The sequence below is a fragment of the Psychrobacter sp. Marseille-P5312 genome (assembly GCF_900291405.1).
GTDB lineage: Bacteria > Pseudomonadota > Gammaproteobacteria > Pseudomonadales > Moraxellaceae > Psychrobacter > Psychrobacter celer.
This window is the reverse complement of record NZ_OLML01000001.1, coordinates 634,865-652,401: the sequence shown is the minus strand read 5'-3', so window position 1 is coordinate 652,401 and position 17,537 is coordinate 634,865. Positions and strand designations below refer to the sequence as shown.

Below are 17,537 nucleotides of genomic sequence, written 5' to 3'. Positions count from 1 at the left end.
CATATAGTTATAGTTTTTCTGACGTGGGTTTTTAAGTGTTATTTATGGCCGTGTGTCAAAATACTGAGAGTCAAATCTCTACGAAAGACACAGTTAGCCATCAATATGAAATAGTTGTCGATGACTATCAATAGCGAAAGTGCTACGCTGTGTCGAAAATATGTATCATAAGACGCTAGGTATGGTGATTATGGGATGACTATCGATATTTTTATCACTGACTTTATTATCAATACTTTGATTACCGTCTGTATTACGGGCGCCTTTAAGAAAAAGGCGCAAAGCCGTTTTCGGCATAAGACAACGTGTTGTTGCGCCCCACGATGATATGATCCACCAATGACAAGTCGATTAGGTCGCAGGCTTTTTTTAGCTCATAGGTAAGCACGTTGTCGGCAGTCGATGGGGTCGCATCGGTGTGCGGATGATTGTGGGCGATGATAAGCTGATTGGCTGCATGACTCAGCGCATGGCGTAGGACGTGTTTGATACAGACAGAGCAAGAGGAGATACCACCTGTAAACAGTATCTCAAAATTCAATAAATTGAGTGCGTTGTCCAAGCACAGTACAGCAAAGACCTCGCGGTGCTCGCCGCGTAGCTGGGTGCTGATATAGTCTTTGACCACTTGCGAGCGTCCAAGCGCTTGCCCTGTTTTTAGCTGACTGTCCAAGTAGCGTGTCCCCATCTCAAGCGAGGCCAGTATCTGGGCGTACTTGGCAGGGCCGATGCCATGGCAGGCGAGGACGGTGTCTTGCGGGGCGGCCAACAGCTCAGCGAGGCTACCGAATTGGTCGATAAGATGCCGCGCCAGCTCGATTGCCGACTGTGACTGAGTACCCGTACGTAAAAATATCGCCAAAATCTCAGCGTCAGACAAGCTTGCTGCCCCGTTTTTGAGTAGTCTCTCACGCGGTCGGTCGTCTTCGTGCCAGTCCTTGATTGCCATTATTATTTCCTAAAAGTGCTATTTTGATAAACACGCCCGTATCGATAAATGGGCGAAATACGTAAATTTTTACCCAATTTATCTCATAATTGTTACTATAAGCGCAATTTATCTTTCCACTTTTTTATTGATGCCATGCTTATGTCCAATATCGTGCTCGCTATCACCGGCGGTATCGCCGCTTATAAATCCGCTATTTTTGCTCGCTTGCTTGTCAAAGCAGGCTTTGATGTGCGCGTCATCATGACCAGCGGCGCGCAAGCCTTTATCACGCCTCTGACATTGCAGGCGCTGACGGGTAACGAGGTGCATATCTCTTTACTCGATGAGCGAGCGGAGGCGGGTATGGGGCATATCGAGCTGGCAAAATGGGCAGATTTGGTCGTCATCGCGCCTGCGTCTGCCAATACTTTGGCACGCCTAGCGATGGGTATGGCGGACGATTTGCTCACCACAGTCTGTCTGGCGACGAGCGCGCCGGTGCTGGTTGCGCCAGCGATGAACCAGCAGATGTGGGCGCACCCTGCGGTCAATCTCAATGTGCAGACCCTACGCGATATGAACTATCAAATCATTGCCCCTGCCAGCGGTGAGCAAGCGTGCGGTGATGTGGGAGCCGGCCGCTTACCTGAACCTGAGGCGCTGTTGGCCGAGGTGCTATTGTTCAATGCCATGCAGACCACGCCGCAGCTATTGGCTGGTAAAAGAGTGGTCATTACTGCAGGGCCGACGGTCGAGGCAATCGATCCGGTACGCTACTTGTCCAATCATTCATCAGGGAAGATGGGCTTTGCGTTAGCGCGCGCTTGCGTGGCCGCCGGTGCCGAGGTGGTCTTGATAGCAGGTGGCAAGGTGGGTTTACCGACGCCGCTCAATGTCACGCGTATCGATGTGCTGTCTGCCGAAGAGATGTTGCTGACGGCTCAGCAGTGTGTGGCAGGTACGCATACGGCATTACAGTATATGCCCGAAGAGGAGCATGAACACCATTCTGAGCATTCTCATGACCATTCGCACGAACATCACGATGACTGTGGCTGCGGTGAGACGCATGAGCACGAAGGTGGTCACACTCATATGCACGACCATGTCACTGATGACGAGCCTAGAGTCGCTGATATTTTTATCGCCACTGCGGCTGTCGCTGACTATCGTACCCGAGACGCGGCGCCGCAAAAAATCAAAAAAACCCAAGAGTCGATGACACTAGACTTGGTAAAAAACCCTGATATCTTAGCGACTATCTCGCTTGCGCATCCTGAGCTGTTTGTCGTGGGTTTTGCAGCAGAAACGCAAGATGTCGAGCGTTATGCACGCGGTAAGCTTGTCTCAAAAGACTTGGATTTGATTGCTTGCAATGATGTGTCTCGCGCGGATATTGGATTTGCCAGTGATGATAACGCCATGCAAGTGTTTTTCTCCGAGCGTTATGAGCACGACAGTGTCACGTTAGAAAAAGCAAGCAAGGATAAAATCGCTGAGCAGTTGATCCGTATTATCGGTGAGACCCTCTGGCAGCGGTACGATGCTTAGTCATAGCTCAATCACGGCACAGCTATCAAGGCACAGCTATATGGTGATGTCAGAATAGTGATGCAGATCAGTTGGGTCAAATCGGGCGCTAAGGCGGTGTGGTAGGTATGATGGATGATACAAGTACCCAGACCGTATTACTGATGGCTATCTTTGCGCTAGCATCACTGCTGCATGGTATTAGCGGGCTGGGCGTCACCTTGGTCACCACCACTGCGCTTGCGAGTATGTACCCGCTGCCATACGCCATTGTGCTGATTATTTTTCCGTCATTACTGCTCAACGCGCTGACGTGGCTGGCTGGCGGTGGCCGTAGTATTTGGCAAAACTTTATCTATTATGGCAGACGCTACTGGCTGCTGGCGTTGACCAGTCTGCTTGGCAGTATTTTGGGGGCAAAGCTACTACTGTGGGTCGATAGCGCGTACATCTTAGTACTGCTGGCGGCGGTCATTGGCTATTATGTGGTCAGTAGCTTACTTGGTAAGCAAATCCGCCTGCCTGATACCAAGCCAGTACTGATTATCGTAGGTTTTAGTGCAGGCGTTATTGGTGGTGCGACCAATGCGATGTCGACCATCCTGATGATGTATTTGCTCTCTGCCAGCAATGATAAAAACACCATCGCCAAAGTCGGCAATATGTGTTATTTTTTGGGTAAAATCGCTCAAATCATCGTATTGCGTGAGCCAATCATGGCGCTTGGCCGTGGTGAGTGGCAGCTGATAGCGGTATTTAGTGTATTGTCGGTTGCGACGTTGTTGGTTGGTATCCGCTTGCGTCGTTATTTGCCGCAAGCACGCTTTCGTCAGCTTATTTTAGTGATTCTCTCCGTACTGGGGCTGCGTGTGGGCTGGCAGGGGGTAATGGCGTTTTTGTAGTATAGTCAGTAATAAACAGAAACAAACAGAATCAAACCATCAACTATTACGGGCTGCTGGTATAAATCTTGCGTGCTGCTATCGTTCGATGCTGCACAAACAACCTCCCAGTAGCACTGACTCGGTTTAAAGTAAGTTGACTATAGGGAGTGTTTTTCAGGTTAGCGATTGAATAAATTTAACACGATGGTCGCGATAACACTGATCACTACCATAGTGACCACTGGAAAATAAACCCGAGTATTGCCTGAGGTGTGCTTAATATCGCCTGGCAGATTACCTATCCAAGAAAACGCGCTAGGAAACAGCAGCCAAATAACCCCGATAATGACCAGTACAGCCCCTATAATAATCAATATCTTTGCCATATAAGCCTCGCTAATCTTATTTTACTCTTTTGTCTCCACCATACATGCGCTGAACCTTAACCAGCTATTTCACCAAAATACAGCTGCTGGGCGATGCGAAAGGTATTGCAGTGCGCCTCGACCACATCTTCAATATTTTCAGAATAACCCCCACCCATGACGATAGCAACTGGAATATTAGCGGCTTTTGCTTGCTCAAGCACATATTCATCACGAGCTTTGCAGCCAGCGCGCGTGAGACCAAGTTTACCCAGCTTATCGGTCGCCAGCACATCGACTGCAGACTGATAAAAAATCATATCTGGTGCAACCTCGCTGATCAAACGCGGCAAGGTGTTTTTTAATATCTGTAAATATTCTGCATCACCCGTATCGTTCGCCAGCTCAATATCTAAGTCGGATATTTCTTTACGAAACGGATAGTTTTTGGCGCCATGCATACTAAAGACAAAAACACGCGGCTCATCCGCCATAATGCTGGCGTTGCCATTGCCTTGATGGACATCCAAGTCCACGATTAAAATCTTTTGCGCCTGCCTGCGATTAAGCAGTAGATTACTGGCGATACACACATCGTTAAACACGCAAAACCCCTCGCCATGATCGGCAAATGCATGATGAGTGCCGCCCGCGACATTCATCGCCACACCGTATTGCTGGGCATATAATGCACATTCATAAGTGGCGTGCGCGATATGACGACCCCGATCAACCAAAGCTTCGGTCATCTCAAAACCGATAGGTCGCGCTTCTTTGCGCGGCAAGGTTTGGGTTTTAAGCTTATGCCAGTAGTCCGCCGTATGCGTGGTTAAGATTTCTTCTTCTGTCAGACGTTTTGGCGCAAAAAAGTTATCATGGGTAATGGTGCCTTCTTCAAGCAAGCGCTCAGGAATCATGGTGTACTTTTGCATAGGGAAGCGGTGCTTGTCAGGCACGCTGTAACGAAACACGTCAGAATAGGCAATTTTTAGCATAGTGTTAAAGCATGTCTTTTTTGAAAAGTGTTTTAAGGATAGATAAGTTTAAACGCTTTGAAAATGAGGGGTTGGTGAGGAATTGTAAAAGCTGCGGATAGCCATCAGAATCAGTGGATTACTGAACATACTGAGTTGGCAAAAAGAAGGTGCGCGAATCTGCTTGTTGACGCAGCTCTGTCAGTAACGTTTGCATGTCTTCGGCAGGATATTGCTGATTGATCAAATCATAAAACAGCTCATGGGCGACTGTGGTCATGGCGATGACGCTTTGTAAGACATGTTCGATGATATCGTCATTGATACCGACGGCTTCGACATCGATAGCATATTTATAGCGTACCTCGCCATCGTTGATATCCATCTCTAGATTACCAATCAGCATGTCATAGTTGATTTGGGTAATCAATAGCATCGCGGCACTTTGGTGACTCTCTGGAATCAAAAAAGGCAATATGCCATATACGGCCAGCAGCTTGTTTTCTGCTGGCACACGAAACAAGTAGCCACAGCTTAGCTGCTTATGTTGCATCTTTAGCGACAAATGATGCGACTGCCGCTGATCGCCTTTGCTTGGGCGATAGTAGACATAGTGCCATTGTTTTTGCTCAAAGTATTGTTTTAAGCACTCGACAATATCGATATGAGTGTCGGTAGGATCGGGCGACTGATGAGTGCTATCTGACGTAGGTTGAGGAGGCGCGGTGCCGATAGGCTTGCTATCATTATCAGAGGCGTCTATATGGCTTTTTAGATCGTTATTTAGATTGCTGTTTTGATTGTTTTTTTGATGGCTGTCTAGACGGCTGGCAGATCTGTCGCTAGATAACGGCCTGTCATTGGGCTCATCATCGATCGTGGTTTGCCGCAAGTCGTCATTATCGTCATCGACGACAGCAGGCGGCGCGGCCTCTGTCAGCAGCCGCTTGAGTCGTTGCCATAAGCTGAGTTTGTTACGTTGACTCATAAGATTGCCATGATCGATAGAGAAGTAAGGGCGTTACAGTAAATGCAATATAGTAAAGATAACACCGTAAAGACAATAATGTCACTTTGCCGATGACCATACTGTTTGCTACGCCGCCCCTATCAACTACCGCGCTGGGTGATTAGCGGGGCTCATCGCCGTGCCCCGCAAACGAAGCTTTGATAGCAGGCTGCGCATAAAAAGCTTGTAGCATCTCACGAATATGAGCGGTAAACCATGGACTGTCAAGCGCGTCTTGTATGATCGGTCGTAATGCTGTGCTCAGTGGTGAGGCGAGCGAGGTATCGATAGGTAGGCTCGCCGCCACTGCCGCAATGGTGTCTGATTGATGATTGCTGTACCACGTGTCGATGCTGGCTGCTACTAGACTGCGCAGATAGGGCGATAAGCGCAAGCGGTTATAGCTTTGCTGAATGCTGGCTTCGATATGCTCGATACTGTTATTATCGGCCTCGTCATTTAGGTATGTTTGTATCTCGCTGATCGGTAGGTCTTTGATACGTGACCAGCCCATGACCAACAGCCGCGCGACCTCATCGTTAGACAAGTGCGTTTGAGCGTTGGTCTCTGCGCGCTGCGTCAAGTCTTTAATATTACGGTGCAAATAAGTTTGCAGTTTTTCATCTAGGTTTTTATTGGTAGCCTTTTCAAATGAGCTGCGGCCAAGCTTCATCAGTTTGCCCACGCCACCTGCTTTATCGAGCGTATTTTCCATAAAATCATTGATAGCGTGATAAAGCGTCTGGGTGAGTAGGTCAGCAAAGGTTTCGTTGCCGATGAGCGTATGAATAAGGGCGTTGCGCTGCTCGTCATGACGGCCGACATAGCTGGCAAGGGTCTCGACTTGGGTGTCGTCTATCAGCTCAGACAATGGGACATTGTCATTGATCGGATGGTAGATAACGGTATGCAGGATATCACGGATATCGGTGCGCATGACGTCGCTCATCGGCTGCTGTAATAAGCCGTCATTGATGAGGCGCTTTAAATCATCAGCCTGTAGGTACTGGCATAATGGCTGCTCGCCAAACCACTGACATGCCTGCACGCTCAAGGTATCTGCTTGTGCCCTAAGCCATTGCTGCATAAAGCCAACTTGTGCCTCGATGATACTATCAAGACTGAGAGGCGCGCCAGCGCTAGTGTTTGACTGGCTGTTTGGCTGGACATCTGCTGTTTGCCTCTGAGAGGGGGCAGGGTGGGTTTCTAAACTAGGGTTATCTTGTGAAGTCGGCATAGGTTTTGAGGTCATAGTGATGGACAATTTGTTATACTGTGTGGCTGGGGTAATATCAACCCCAAAAAATACGATTATCAGTGTCAGCCTTATTCATTTAGGAAGCACGGACAAGTTTTTGTGAATGGTAAACGCATCAACTATTATGTCACGAACGCGGTGTTTTGTTGTGATGAATATTGCTAACGCTTAATAAATAACGAGAGATTTGATGACGGTACTGGATGCACCCTTACTTGCGCTCGCTGAACTGACCGTCCAGCGCGGTGAGACTCCCCTATGCGAAAAGGTCGCGCTCACACTGTCTACAGGGGATATCTGCCATCTCATCGGTGCCAATGGTACGGGCAAGACGACGCTGCTGATGCAGCTGGCAGGACTACTGCCAGTGCTGACAGGTACCATGCGCTATCAAGGCGTCGAGAGCTTACCTGTACAGCCGCTATATGTCTCGCATCAGCTGGGTATCCATCCCAATCTGACAGTCGCACAAAACTTGACGTTTTTGCTCAATCTATATGGCATCGCGCCAAGCAGCACTGACATTGATGCTGCTCTGACGTGGGTAGGGTTACAAGGCTTTGAGACCGTAAGCTCAAGCCATCTATCCGCTGGGCAGACGCGGCGTATTACTCTTGCCAGATTGTATTTATTGACGCCTGCGGTGACACCGTTATGGCTGCTGGATGAGCCGTTTACCGCGCTGGATGTCGATATGGTGGCACGAATGGAGGATAGGCTATGCGACTTTGCAAGTGCGGGCGGTGCGATATTAATGACCAGTCATCAGGCCGTCGGCGTCGCCAATCAAATGCTCGATTTGTCAGATTATATGGTATAAGGGCGATGAGTCTCAGTAAAAGGATGGATCATGACAGATAGCCCAGTACAGTCTGCACCAATGCAAGCGGCAAAGCCGCGCTCAAATACCTCCGACGGTACGCGCGGTATCAGCTTTGGGCAGCTCTGGCGGCGCGAATGGCAGGTCAAGCAGCAAGGAGCGGTACAGTGGTTATATCCGCTCGTACTGTTTTTAGTGATTATTACCTTGTTTCCGCTGGCCGTCGGTAGTGAGCCTGCGCTATTGCAGCGTTTAGGCGTTTCTGCTGTGTGGATTGCCGCGCTCTTATCATTGGTGATGGGGGTTGATGGGCTGTTTAAGCCCGCGCTCGATAATGGCACGCTGGCGCAGTTGGTGGTTGCCAGAGCATCGCTACCGCTTTGGGTGCTCATCCGCTTAGTCATACACTGGATCTTTAGTAGCGGTATTGTGGCGGTGCTTAGCTTATTGGCGGTGCCGCTATTTCAGCTTAGCTGGTTTGAGGCGTGGATATTACTAGCCTCTATCGTCACTGGCAGTCCGATGCTGCTGATGCTCTCTGCCGTTGCCAGTAGTTTGACACTGTCATTAAAAAACGGTGCTGTGCTGGTGCCGCTGATAGCTTTGCCCATGCAACTTCCGGTACTGATTTTTGCCACTGGGGCGGTGGATTTGTTTGCCACAGGTCTCAATGGTTTGCCGATACTAGCGCTGTTATTAGCTGGCAGCATCATCTCTGTGCTGGTGATGCCATGGGTGATTGCCGTGACCTTAAAGATGGCGTGGCTCAATTAAAAAAAACCTTTATATCAACAGCATGTTGAAAACGGGCAACTTTGCTATAATAGCCAATTAACGATACAAACAAGTCACTTGTAGATTCTATCCAGTGTTTAACGCCGGCAGGTTAGCGGATAGTAGCAATCATGATGTCGTAGTGTCCATGATGCCCTATCTGTCAAACCACTATGCTGTGTAAATAGGTTTATCCTCATGCCCAACCTGAATAATGTCTCATCTCCTAGCCTGTGGCAGCGCATTTGGCAAGGCTTTTTGACCACTGTTGGTACCAAGCAGTTTTTTCGCATTTTTGCGCCTTGGGTCAAGTGGCTTGCCATACTTGCCAGTATTTGCCTTGCGATTGGTAGTATCTGGGGGCTAGCATTTGCGCCGCCTGACTACTTACAAGGCAACAGCTACCGTATTATATTTATCCACGTACCGGCAGCCAGTCTGGCCATCTCCATCTATTTTGCCCTTGCGGTGTTGGGGGTTATCTTTTTGGTTTGGAAAATCAAGACAGCCAGTTTGGTGGCGCAAGCGCTTGCGCCGCTGGGGTTTTTGCTTTGTGTGATCAGCTTAATCACCGGCTCTATTTGGGCAAAACCCACTTGGGGGACGTATTGGGTCTGGGACGCGCGTTTGACCTCGATGCTGATTTTGGCGTTTTTGTATGCGGGCGTCATGGCGCTGTTTGCCGCCTTTGAGCATACCGCCAACCGCGGCAAAGCGGCAGCTATCTTGTCCATCGTCGGTGCGGTCAACCTGCCGATTATCAAATACTCGGTACAGTGGTGGAACACCTTGCACCAAGGCTCGACTTTTACCTTGACCGCTGCACCAAAAATGTCAGCCGATATGTGGATGCCGCTGCTGCTTATGGTCGTCGGTAGCTATTTACTGGTGGCGACCTTGGCGATTTATCGCACCAATACTTTGATTTTGTACCGCGATCAAGGCAAGGCTTGGGTCAAAGAATATATTCGTGGACAAAACAAATAACGGCTAGGAGATGATGATGCAGCCTTATTTTTATAGCGTGTCTGAGTTTATCACCATGGGTAAGCATGGCGTGTTTGTCTGGTCGTGTTGGGCGATTACCGTGGGTGTGGTGCTGGCTTTTATTCTTTATAGCCGAAGGCAGCGACAAGCGCTGATTAAGCAATTGACCATCCAGCAAGCGCGGCAAGCACAGCGTACTGCCAACACCTCCAGTCCTACAACCAAATAGTCAAAAAATCATCTGAATATCATCAGTTTAGCCCGCAAGACCAGGGTGTCTATATCGTCACTATATGGCGATATGAAGGCTTGGGGGCTTATTGATTGATGCAAAAAATGCTACTATATAGCCATTAGAAAGTACGATTAGAAAAATATTTAAAAAAGATTTTTCTAATGGTGGTTTCTTTAATATTTTCTGTTTTATGGGTTTATATTGCATTGGATATGACTGATATGGTCAGTTCAAAGTAAAACCGTTTTAGATTTAAACGCGCTACTGGTATAAATTTTACTTGCGTGCTGTTATCGTTCGAAGCTCGCAACATTTATCCCAATAGCACTATGTTATTTTTAGAATGGTTTGACTATAAGACAGTGACTCATCAATGAGGTAGTGGTATGAACGCAGTTCGTCGCAAAAAACTGATGTGGGTGATGTTTACGCTGGCAGGAGCCGCGATAGCCGTGGCGTTGGTCATCTATGCCATTGGGCAGCAGACTGACTACTATTTTGATGCAACGGCCATCGCCCAAGGGGAAGCGCCGCAAAATAAGCGTATCCGTGCTGGTGGTATGGTCGTCGCTGGCAGCGTGCAGCGAGCACCAAATGATCCGCTGAGTGTGGAGTTTGCGATTACCGATTTTGAATCGACGGTGCCTGTGACTTATCAAGGTATCTTGCCAGATTTGTTTGCTGAAAACTCAGGCGTGGTTGCTACAGGTAAAATGCAAGGCGAGACCTTTGTCGCAGGGGAAGTGCTGGCCAAGCACGACGAAAACTACATGCCGCCTGAGGTTGCCAAATCTATGAAAGAAAACAATCGCAATGGATTGACGCCGCCTTCTGAGCAGTACAATCCAGCAGAGCCAATCCATGAGACCCAAACGCTGCAGCAGTAGCGTTCAAAAATAGCCACACTGACCGCAAAAGCGCCGCTAATGTTTGATTAGCGGCGCTTTTTTATGTGGGTTTTGATAAAAACATTAGGGCATGTCCTCATTTTGCAAATGGCGATAAAAACGAGATAAGTCGCCGTCAAACAAGGAAAATAGCGCAGATAATATCGAGATATTAGTCAGCTATCTGACACCGTTTGGTCAGATTTAGCTATTTTTGGCCCATTTAGATGGCTATCGATTGAATTGAGGATACGCCCTAGTCATCCCATTCAGGCGTATAGTCAGGATGCTCGATTTTACGGCCATCGCTACGGGCCAAGTTGCCGATTTTTTCTAACTCATCAGCGCTAAGCTGGATATCGATGGCATCCAAGTTGCCTTGTAGATGGTCGGGATTGGACGTCTTGGGAATGGCCACACGGTTTTTGTCCGATAATATCCAAGCCAGTGATATTTGCGCAGGTGTCACGCCATGCTTATCCGCAATCTCTTTGATGACCTCATTGTCAAACACATCACCGCGCGCCAGTGGCGAATAGGCTTCTAATAAAATATGATGATTATTCAAAAAAGTCTGCAAGGTATTTTGTTTGATAAACGGATGAAACTCTACTTGGTTGACGACAATAGGCACATCGGCGTGTTTTTTGGCTTCGATGATATGAGCGATATTAAAGTTAGAAACTCCAATATGACGCGTCAGCCCTTGTTTTTGCAGTTCACACAGCGCAGGAATGGTTTCAGACAATGGCACGCGATCATCAGGCCAGTGTAATAGCAGTAGATCGACATAATCGGTATCTAGGTTTTCTAATGAGCGCTTGGCGGCGGCTATCAGCTTTTCTGGCTCAAACTTCATATCATCAGGGAAAATCTTGGTGGTCAAAAAGAACTTATCACGCGCCACGCCTGATTGCTTGATACCTTCTCCGACCTCTGTTTCATTGTCATAAGCTTGCGCAGTATCAATGTGCTCATAGCCCATTTTTAACGCTTGGCTGACGACATCGATACAGTCTTGGCCTGTTGATTGCCAAGTACCTAGCCCTAGCACAGGAATATTGGCTTGGCCGGCGGTACGAATATTATAAGTTTTCTTGCTCATATTATTATCCTTATTATGTGTTGAGTGTGGTCTTATGGCTGTTTATATAAGTGTTCTTTATATAACTGTTCTCTAAACAAGTAAGCACTAAATTCAGTGTCACTACTTATCAATATCACTACCTATCAATGTCACCATCTGAGTGAGAAGCTTTTAAACCTGAATAAATAACAGTCGTATCATAGTGTTGATTGTAAAACCTGCCCTAATAAAACAACTCGGCAACCCAGTTACTATAGAAAAAAATAGAATAAAGTAAAAGGTCGGTTGACGCTTTCCTACAAAGGACAAACAGGCTGTAACGTCATTTTTATCATTATTTTTGAGATGAAGACACGCTCTAAAGCTGTCTGACTTATGGATAAACGTTGTCAGTGTAATCACGAGAGTCAGAAAAGACAGTAGAGTCAAGGCGTAAGAAGCGTAGCGGACGGATGAGAGATAAGCAAAAAAAGCGCCCAATATCGATTGATATTGGGCGCTTTTATAGACGCGGAAGCACGGTTATAAATTACTGCGCCGCTTCGGTCTCTACAGCCGCATTTTCAGGGGCTTTGGTTGCGTCGGCGGTGTTTTCACCCCAGATTTTTGGGTATTTGTAGCCCGGGAATGTCTCATGCGCGTACTTTTTGAAGGCTTCTGAGTTATAGGCGTTGGTGACGTCTTCTACCCATTTTTTACCAGTATCGGCAGACTTGATCGCTGACCAGTTGACATAAGCAAAGCTTGGCTCTTGAAACAGTGCTTCGGTCAATTTGATACCAGAGTCGGTGGCATAGTTACCATTAATCACCGCAAAATCAACTTCATCACGGGCACGTGGCAGCTGTGCGGCTTCCAATTCGACGATATTAATGTCGTATTTGCTGTTATCCGCGATATCAGTCTTTGAGGCTGTCAACGGATCGATATTGTCTTTTAGCGTGATCCAGCCAAGGTCGTCCATCATCACAAGGGCGCGCGCAAAGTTGCTTGGATCGTTTGGTGCTGAGACACTCATACCTTTGTAGGCTTCATCAAGGCTGGTCTTTTTACCTGAATAAAGACCAAGCGGGGCGGTCGGTACTTGGAATACCTCAACCAAATCTAGATTGTTTTCTTTTTTAAAGGTATCAAGATAAGGCTTATGCTGGAAGATATTGATATCCAAGTCGCCTTCAGCCAGCGCCAAATTAGGACGCACATAGTCGGTAAATGCGATTAGCTCAACGTCATAACCTTGTTCTTCTAGCGCGCCTTTGACTTGGTTACGTACCATGTCGGCAAAGTCACCTTCAGTGGTACCGATGACGATTTTGCTATGCTCAGGATCGATATCGCTGTCTGCCGTTTGGGCTGTGGTGTTTTCAGTCGCCGCTTCTTTGTTGGCTTCTGGCGCTGATGAGTTGTTACAGCCCACCAATACGAGCCCCGTCATACCAACGGTTGCAAAGGCAGTGGCCAACTGACGGCTGATATCTGTTAATTTCATAAAATTTCCTTATTCGTACATGGGATTGGGTTATGTGAGTCGCGCCTGAGCATTAAAAAAGCAACATTCTACATAGTAATGCTGCTTTTTATGATAAGAGCTAAGAGGATTCATTACTGCCAAAAATAAACCGAGTCGCTGGCAATGTCAAGTATTTGCCAAAGCGGTTTAACGTTTGTCTAAGCGGTTGGCCAGCCAGTTACCAGACGCTTGGATAGCAATGACCATGATCGATAGCATAATCACGATAAAAATCATCACCTCAGTTTGGTAACGATAATAACCATAACGAATGGCCAAATCGCCCAAACCGCCGCCGCCGATCATACCCGCCGCCGCAGAGTATGACAGCAAGCTGATACACAAGATAGTCACTGACAGTACCAGCCCTGAGCGCGCCTCGTTGAGCAAGACTTTGATAATGGTAAAGGGGCGAGCGCCCATTGACTCGGTGGCCTCGATGATACCGCGCGGGACTTCACGCAGGTTTTGCTCGACCAAACGGGCAAAATAAAACGAGCCGGCAATCGCAAGCACCAAAGAGGCGGCAATCGGTCCGATACCTGTACCGACGATGGCTTTGGTAAATGGACTCATCGCAATCATTAAAATCACAAACGGGAAGGCGCGCATAAAGTTGGTGATGCCGCCTAACACACCATATAGTGTTTTATTTTGCAAAAACTGTCTATCGCTGGATAAGAATAAGAATATTCCAAATAGCCCACCGATCAAAATGGCAACCGTCGTTGAGATACCCAGCATGATAAAGGTATCAATAAACGCAGTCACAATCTCTTTACGCAGCGCAAAAAGCTTGTCGATCGAGGCGGATAGTTCCGTACCAGTTAACATATTATTTCTCCTACCTCATTAGTCCTCAACGACTAAGCCTTGGCCAATCGGGGTGGTGGCCTGAATCAGACCATCTCTTACGTCTGCAACCTCAAGCAGCTTGCCTTGGTGTAATAAGGCGGCGCGGTCGCAAAGCCTGCGAATCACACTCATCTCGTGGGTGACGATGACGATGGTCACGCCTAGCTGCTCGTTGATATCACGCAGACAGGTGAGCAAGCTACGAGTTGTCGCAGGATCGAGGGCACTGGTCGGCTCATCGGCCAGTAGCACCTTTGGACTAGGCGCTATCGCGCGGGCGATACCAACGCGCTGTTTTTGGCCACCTGAGAGCTGCGCAGGATAGTGGCCGGCGCGATCAGTCAGATCAACAATCTCCAGGCAGTCCATGACGCGCTGATGAATATCACGACGCGGATAGCCTGCGACCATCAGGTTAAAGGCCACGTTGTCAAAGACGGTGCGATTGGACATGAGATTAAACTGTTGAAATATCATACCGATATTGTGGCGTGCCACTCGTAGGTCGCTGGCTGATAAGGTGGTCAAATCAGTGCCATCGATGATGACCTGACCTGAATCTGGACGCTCAAGCATATTGATCAGGCGCAACAAGGTGGATTTACCGGCACCTGAATAGCCCATTAGGCCAAAGATTTCACCTTGCTGGATGGACAGTGACGTCGGCTCGACAGCAGTAAACCAGTGGGGTTTGCCATCTTTGTCTTTGATTGAGCGGTCACTTAAAAAACTTTTGGTCACATCGTTTAAGACAATCATGTCATTCATGGAGGGCTCAAAATTCAATGGTTTTTTTAATGTCACAAACGCCTTGTTTTGCCTCTATCGTCATCTAAGAGGTAAAAAAACAACCGTTCATAACCCTATAATAAGGGGCGCTAATATAGCATATTGTCGGGTACTTTGGATATGCGCATCCGCGACTCGCTTATGATGAATAGCGATTAGGCAGGGAAGGCGAGGAAAAGAGGCAGATAATAAGAGCAGTTTTTGACAAGGAGACTAGATAGGCACACTTAATAGAGGGGTTTGCGCTAGCAAGATAAGAATACGTCCTAGCCATTTGGATGATAGTGCGGATTATGCTTGACTGGCAGTATGACCAAAAACCTTGTATGGCCATTGATGGTATCAGTGATGATACGGCCCTGATGCGCGGTGACGATTTGTGATACCAGTGATAACCCCAGCCCTGAGCCTTTGTTTTTTTGTTGCAAACGCACAAATGGACTAAACACTTCTTCGCGCTTTTCTTCAGGGATGCCAGCTCCTTCGTCGATGACGGCCAGTACCGCGTATTTGGGCAGAGGGCGTTCAGGCTCTGTTTTGGTTTTTTTGAGATGCTTGGTAAACAAGCCTTCTTTGCGCGGCGCGTCCATAGCCTCCCCGTCAAGCTGCGTCGCGTTTTTGCTACTGGTTTTTTGGTCTTTTGGCTTTTTGCTATCATCGCTAGTGGCTGTACTATCGGCAATGGCGCTTTTTTGGCTGTGGCCATTTTTTAGCGCATTGATACCTTTGCTCATCAGACTGTCTTTGGTTTTTTGTACTGTAAGGTCACTATCCGCTGCTGCCGCGTCAAGGATAGGAGGCTGGTTACTATCAGCCTGCGCCGCGCTCTCAGGTAGCGCACGCCAAATGACTTTTTTGATTTTGTCCGCAAACTCAGAGGTAAAGCGCTGATAGTCTGTCATCACAGATAGCGATGCGCGCGCGTCCTTTGGTGCAGCTTCTTCGGCAGCTTTGGCAGCTTCTTCAGATAGCGATGCGCGCGCGTCCTTTGGTTTAAGAGCGGTATGGTTATTGGCCGAAGCGAGAGCGTTATCATCCGTCTCCGTTGCAAGCGTGTCATCCGCCCCTACTGCAGATGTCTTAATCTGATGCGTCTCGCAGCTTGGTGTTGCATCGTGGTTAGGACGGTCAGCAGCGTTGTCGTTTGTCGTGTCGACCGCAGTGTGAGTAGCATCAGTATTATCTGCCTCATTAACGACAGCGGCCTCGTCAACGAGCGTTTCGCCGTTTTTGTAGATAGGCGGTGCAGGCAGGGTCATGACCGTCTCTGTCATGTCTGCTTCAGCCGCGGCGGTATCTGTGAGCGCGGTATCGTCGCCTTGCGCTGATGCCGCAGTCTCATCATAGGAGTCAAAGTCTGAGCTATTATAGTCGGCGAAACTACTGCAAATGAGGGTTTGCAGCAGGTAGTCTGGGATGCTATCGGCCTCGTCAATGGTCTGTACGCCATATAGCAGTACGGTCACTGGCGGCACCCCATGTAGCATCGCATTGGTCAATAGATTGCGAATCAAATGGGTTAGCATAGAGGCCTGCCCATCGATGACGATGTGCTCGCCGATCAACGTCGCTTCAGGGTAATGTTGGCGCTCTTGATTGATGAGATCGTATAGATCTAGGCGCTCTACTTGCTGCAACGCATGACCTGCATCCAAGCGGCTGACCAGCAAGATGCTTTCTACCAAGTCATTGAGCCCAGACAAATCGCGATTGATGGCTTGGGCGCGTTTATCAAACTTTTCTTTGATATCAGAGGGCAGCGCGCCTGCCAGCATGTCCATCATCTCAATCTGCAAGCGAATACGCGTGATGGGTGTGCGCAGCTCATGAGAGGCGTGCGCCAGCAGTAAGTTATTGGCATCGACCAAATGCTCGATTTTTTGTGCCGCTTGGTTAAAACCGCGCGCCAAAGAAGCAATCTCATCATTACCGCGCGCATTGACTCGCACGGTAAAATCACCATCACCCAGCTGCGTCATCTGCTGGCTCATCTGATTGATACGCCACGTCATGGTGCGAGCAATAATCCACAAAACCCCTGCCATGATAAGCAGCAGCAATAAGGTGCCAGTAAATAGGTTCAATGCCGCAGAAAGGGCTGGTTTTTTGGGCGGTAAACGCGATTCGTACAGCAGCGTATAGCCTGTGCTGCTATATACTTGTGCTTGCTGGGTCGTGGCGGTATCAGAAAAAGAAGGGAAAACGCGTGATAACAAAGATGGGGTAGGCGGCAGCTCTAATGGCAAATCGCTGTGGTCGGTTTGCATCAGCAAATGACCATCGCTGTCATACAGACCCATTTTGGCCTGTAAAGACTCGTCAAAAATATCAAAGCTTTTTTTGACGACCGCCAGCATAAACCGCGACTGCAAACGGTTGTCTTTGCTAATGGCGGTATTTAGCTCATGCAAAAAAGGATCGATTTGCCCTAAGATCTGAGTGGCCAATACCTCGGAGCGAATTCCCGCATCTTTATCATGGACCAGCTGGGTCAACAGCACCATCGCCACTGCAAATAAGATAAGCGCCAGCATCACACTGGCAAATAGCTTGGCAAATAAAGAGCGAAAACCCAAGTGCTGCATTAAACCATCTCTATTATCAGACGTTTATAACGATTCAAAACGGTTACTATATGGTCT

The 17,537-nt window shown here is 48.1% G+C and carries 17 protein-coding genes; 7 read left to right on the top strand and 10 right to left on the bottom strand.

Annotated features, from left to right (window positions below; all coding sequences use genetic code 11):
* Window positions 1–265 precede the first annotated feature (265 nt).
* Window positions 266–949 (bottom strand): RadC family protein, encoded by a 684-nt coding sequence (radC, locus tag C6W44_RS02835; RefSeq protein ID WP_105244142.1) that lies wholly within the window; start codon window positions 947–949, stop codon window positions 266–268.
* Between the two features lie 141 nt (window positions 950–1,090).
* Here radC and coaBC point away from each other — a divergent pair, with 141 nt between their 5' ends.
* Window positions 1,091–2,482, top strand: a complete 1,392-nt coding sequence (gene coaBC / locus C6W44_RS02830) for a bifunctional phosphopantothenoylcysteine decarboxylase/phosphopantothenate--cysteine ligase CoaBC (RefSeq protein ID WP_105246416.1) — start codon at window positions 1,091–1,093, stop codon at window positions 2,480–2,482.
* A gap of 107 nt (window positions 2,483–2,589) precedes the next feature.
* Window positions 2,590–3,363, top strand: coding sequence for a sulfite exporter TauE/SafE family protein (locus tag C6W44_RS02825; protein ID WP_105244141.1), 774 nt, complete (start codon window positions 2,590–2,592; stop codon window positions 3,361–3,363).
* 161 nt (window positions 3,364–3,524) lie between these two features.
* Here the strand turns inward: C6W44_RS02825 and C6W44_RS02820 are convergent, their stop codons facing one another.
* From C6W44_RS02820 to C6W44_RS02805, 4 genes are all read right to left on the bottom strand, one after another.
* Window positions 3,525–3,731 carry a DUF2905 domain-containing protein gene (locus C6W44_RS02820; RefSeq protein ID WP_105244140.1) on the bottom strand — a complete coding sequence of 69 codons (207 nt, stop codon included), beginning with the start codon at window positions 3,729–3,731 and terminating at the stop codon, window positions 3,525–3,527.
* 56 nt (window positions 3,732–3,787) lie between these two features.
* Complete coding sequence (locus tag C6W44_RS02815) at window positions 3,788–4,705, bottom strand: histone deacetylase (RefSeq protein WP_105244139.1); 918 nt, start codon at window positions 4,703–4,705, stop codon at window positions 3,788–3,790.
* 118 nt (window positions 4,706–4,823) lie between these two features.
* Window positions 4,824–5,672, bottom strand: a complete 849-nt coding sequence (locus tag C6W44_RS02810) for a YbjN domain-containing protein (RefSeq protein ID WP_105244138.1) — start codon at window positions 5,670–5,672, stop codon at window positions 4,824–4,826.
* A 142-nt stretch (window positions 5,673–5,814) separates the two neighbouring features.
* Window positions 5,815–6,930, bottom strand: coding sequence for a hypothetical protein (locus tag C6W44_RS02805; RefSeq protein WP_227526338.1), 1,116 nt, complete (start codon window positions 6,928–6,930; stop codon window positions 5,815–5,817).
* 211 nt (window positions 6,931–7,141) lie between these two features.
* Between C6W44_RS02805 and ccmA the strand changes: the two genes are divergently transcribed.
* From ccmA to ccmE, 5 genes are all read left to right on the top strand, one after another.
* Window positions 7,142–7,771, top strand: a complete 630-nt coding sequence (gene ccmA, locus C6W44_RS02800) for a heme ABC exporter ATP-binding protein CcmA (protein WP_105244136.1) — start codon at window positions 7,142–7,144, stop codon at window positions 7,769–7,771.
* A gap of 60 nt (window positions 7,772–7,831) precedes the next feature.
* Window positions 7,832–8,545, top strand: coding sequence for a heme exporter protein CcmB (locus tag C6W44_RS02795; protein ID WP_413772332.1), 714 nt, complete (start codon window positions 7,832–7,834; stop codon window positions 8,543–8,545).
* A gap of 198 nt (window positions 8,546–8,743) precedes the next feature.
* Window positions 8,744–9,532, top strand: a complete 789-nt coding sequence (gene ccmC / locus C6W44_RS02790) for a heme ABC transporter permease CcmC (RefSeq protein WP_105244135.1) — start codon at window positions 8,744–8,746, stop codon at window positions 9,530–9,532.
* Window positions 9,533–9,548: 16 nt separating this feature from the next.
* Window positions 9,549–9,761 carry a heme exporter protein CcmD gene (ccmD, locus tag C6W44_RS02785; protein ID WP_105244134.1) on the top strand — a complete coding sequence of 71 codons (213 nt, stop codon included), beginning with the start codon at window positions 9,549–9,551 and terminating at the stop codon, window positions 9,759–9,761.
* Window positions 9,762–10,153: 392 nt separating this feature from the next.
* Window positions 10,154–10,654: a cytochrome c maturation protein CcmE gene (gene ccmE / locus C6W44_RS02780; RefSeq protein ID WP_075100381.1), complete on the top strand. Its 501-nt coding sequence runs from the start codon at window positions 10,154–10,156 to the stop codon at window positions 10,652–10,654.
* Window positions 10,655–10,910: 256 nt separating this feature from the next.
* Here the strand turns inward: ccmE and C6W44_RS02775 are convergent, their stop codons facing one another.
* The 5 genes from C6W44_RS02775 to C6W44_RS02755 all read right to left on the bottom strand — a co-directional run bounded on the left by C6W44_RS02775 (window position 10,911) and on the right by C6W44_RS02755 (window position 17,480).
* Window positions 10,911–11,759, bottom strand: a complete 849-nt coding sequence (locus C6W44_RS02775) for an aldo/keto reductase (protein ID WP_105244133.1) — start codon at window positions 11,757–11,759, stop codon at window positions 10,911–10,913.
* A gap of 511 nt (window positions 11,760–12,270) precedes the next feature.
* On the bottom strand, window positions 12,271–13,230 hold the full coding sequence (locus C6W44_RS02770; RefSeq protein ID WP_105244132.1) for a MetQ/NlpA family ABC transporter substrate-binding protein: 960 nt from the start codon (window positions 13,228–13,230) through the stop codon (window positions 12,271–12,273).
* A 168-nt stretch (window positions 13,231–13,398) separates the two neighbouring features.
* Window positions 13,399–14,085 (bottom strand): methionine ABC transporter permease, encoded by a 687-nt coding sequence (locus C6W44_RS02765; RefSeq protein WP_075100384.1) that lies wholly within the window; start codon window positions 14,083–14,085, stop codon window positions 13,399–13,401.
* 18 nt (window positions 14,086–14,103) lie between these two features.
* Window positions 14,104–14,874: a methionine ABC transporter ATP-binding protein gene (locus C6W44_RS02760; RefSeq protein ID WP_172953126.1), complete on the bottom strand. Its 771-nt coding sequence runs from the start codon at window positions 14,872–14,874 to the stop codon at window positions 14,104–14,106.
* 287 nt (window positions 14,875–15,161) lie between these two features.
* Entirely contained in the window at window positions 15,162–17,480 is a 2,319-nt protein-coding gene (locus C6W44_RS02755; RefSeq protein ID WP_105244131.1) for a sensor histidine kinase, read from the bottom strand.
* Window positions 17,481–17,537: the final 57 nt, after the last annotated feature.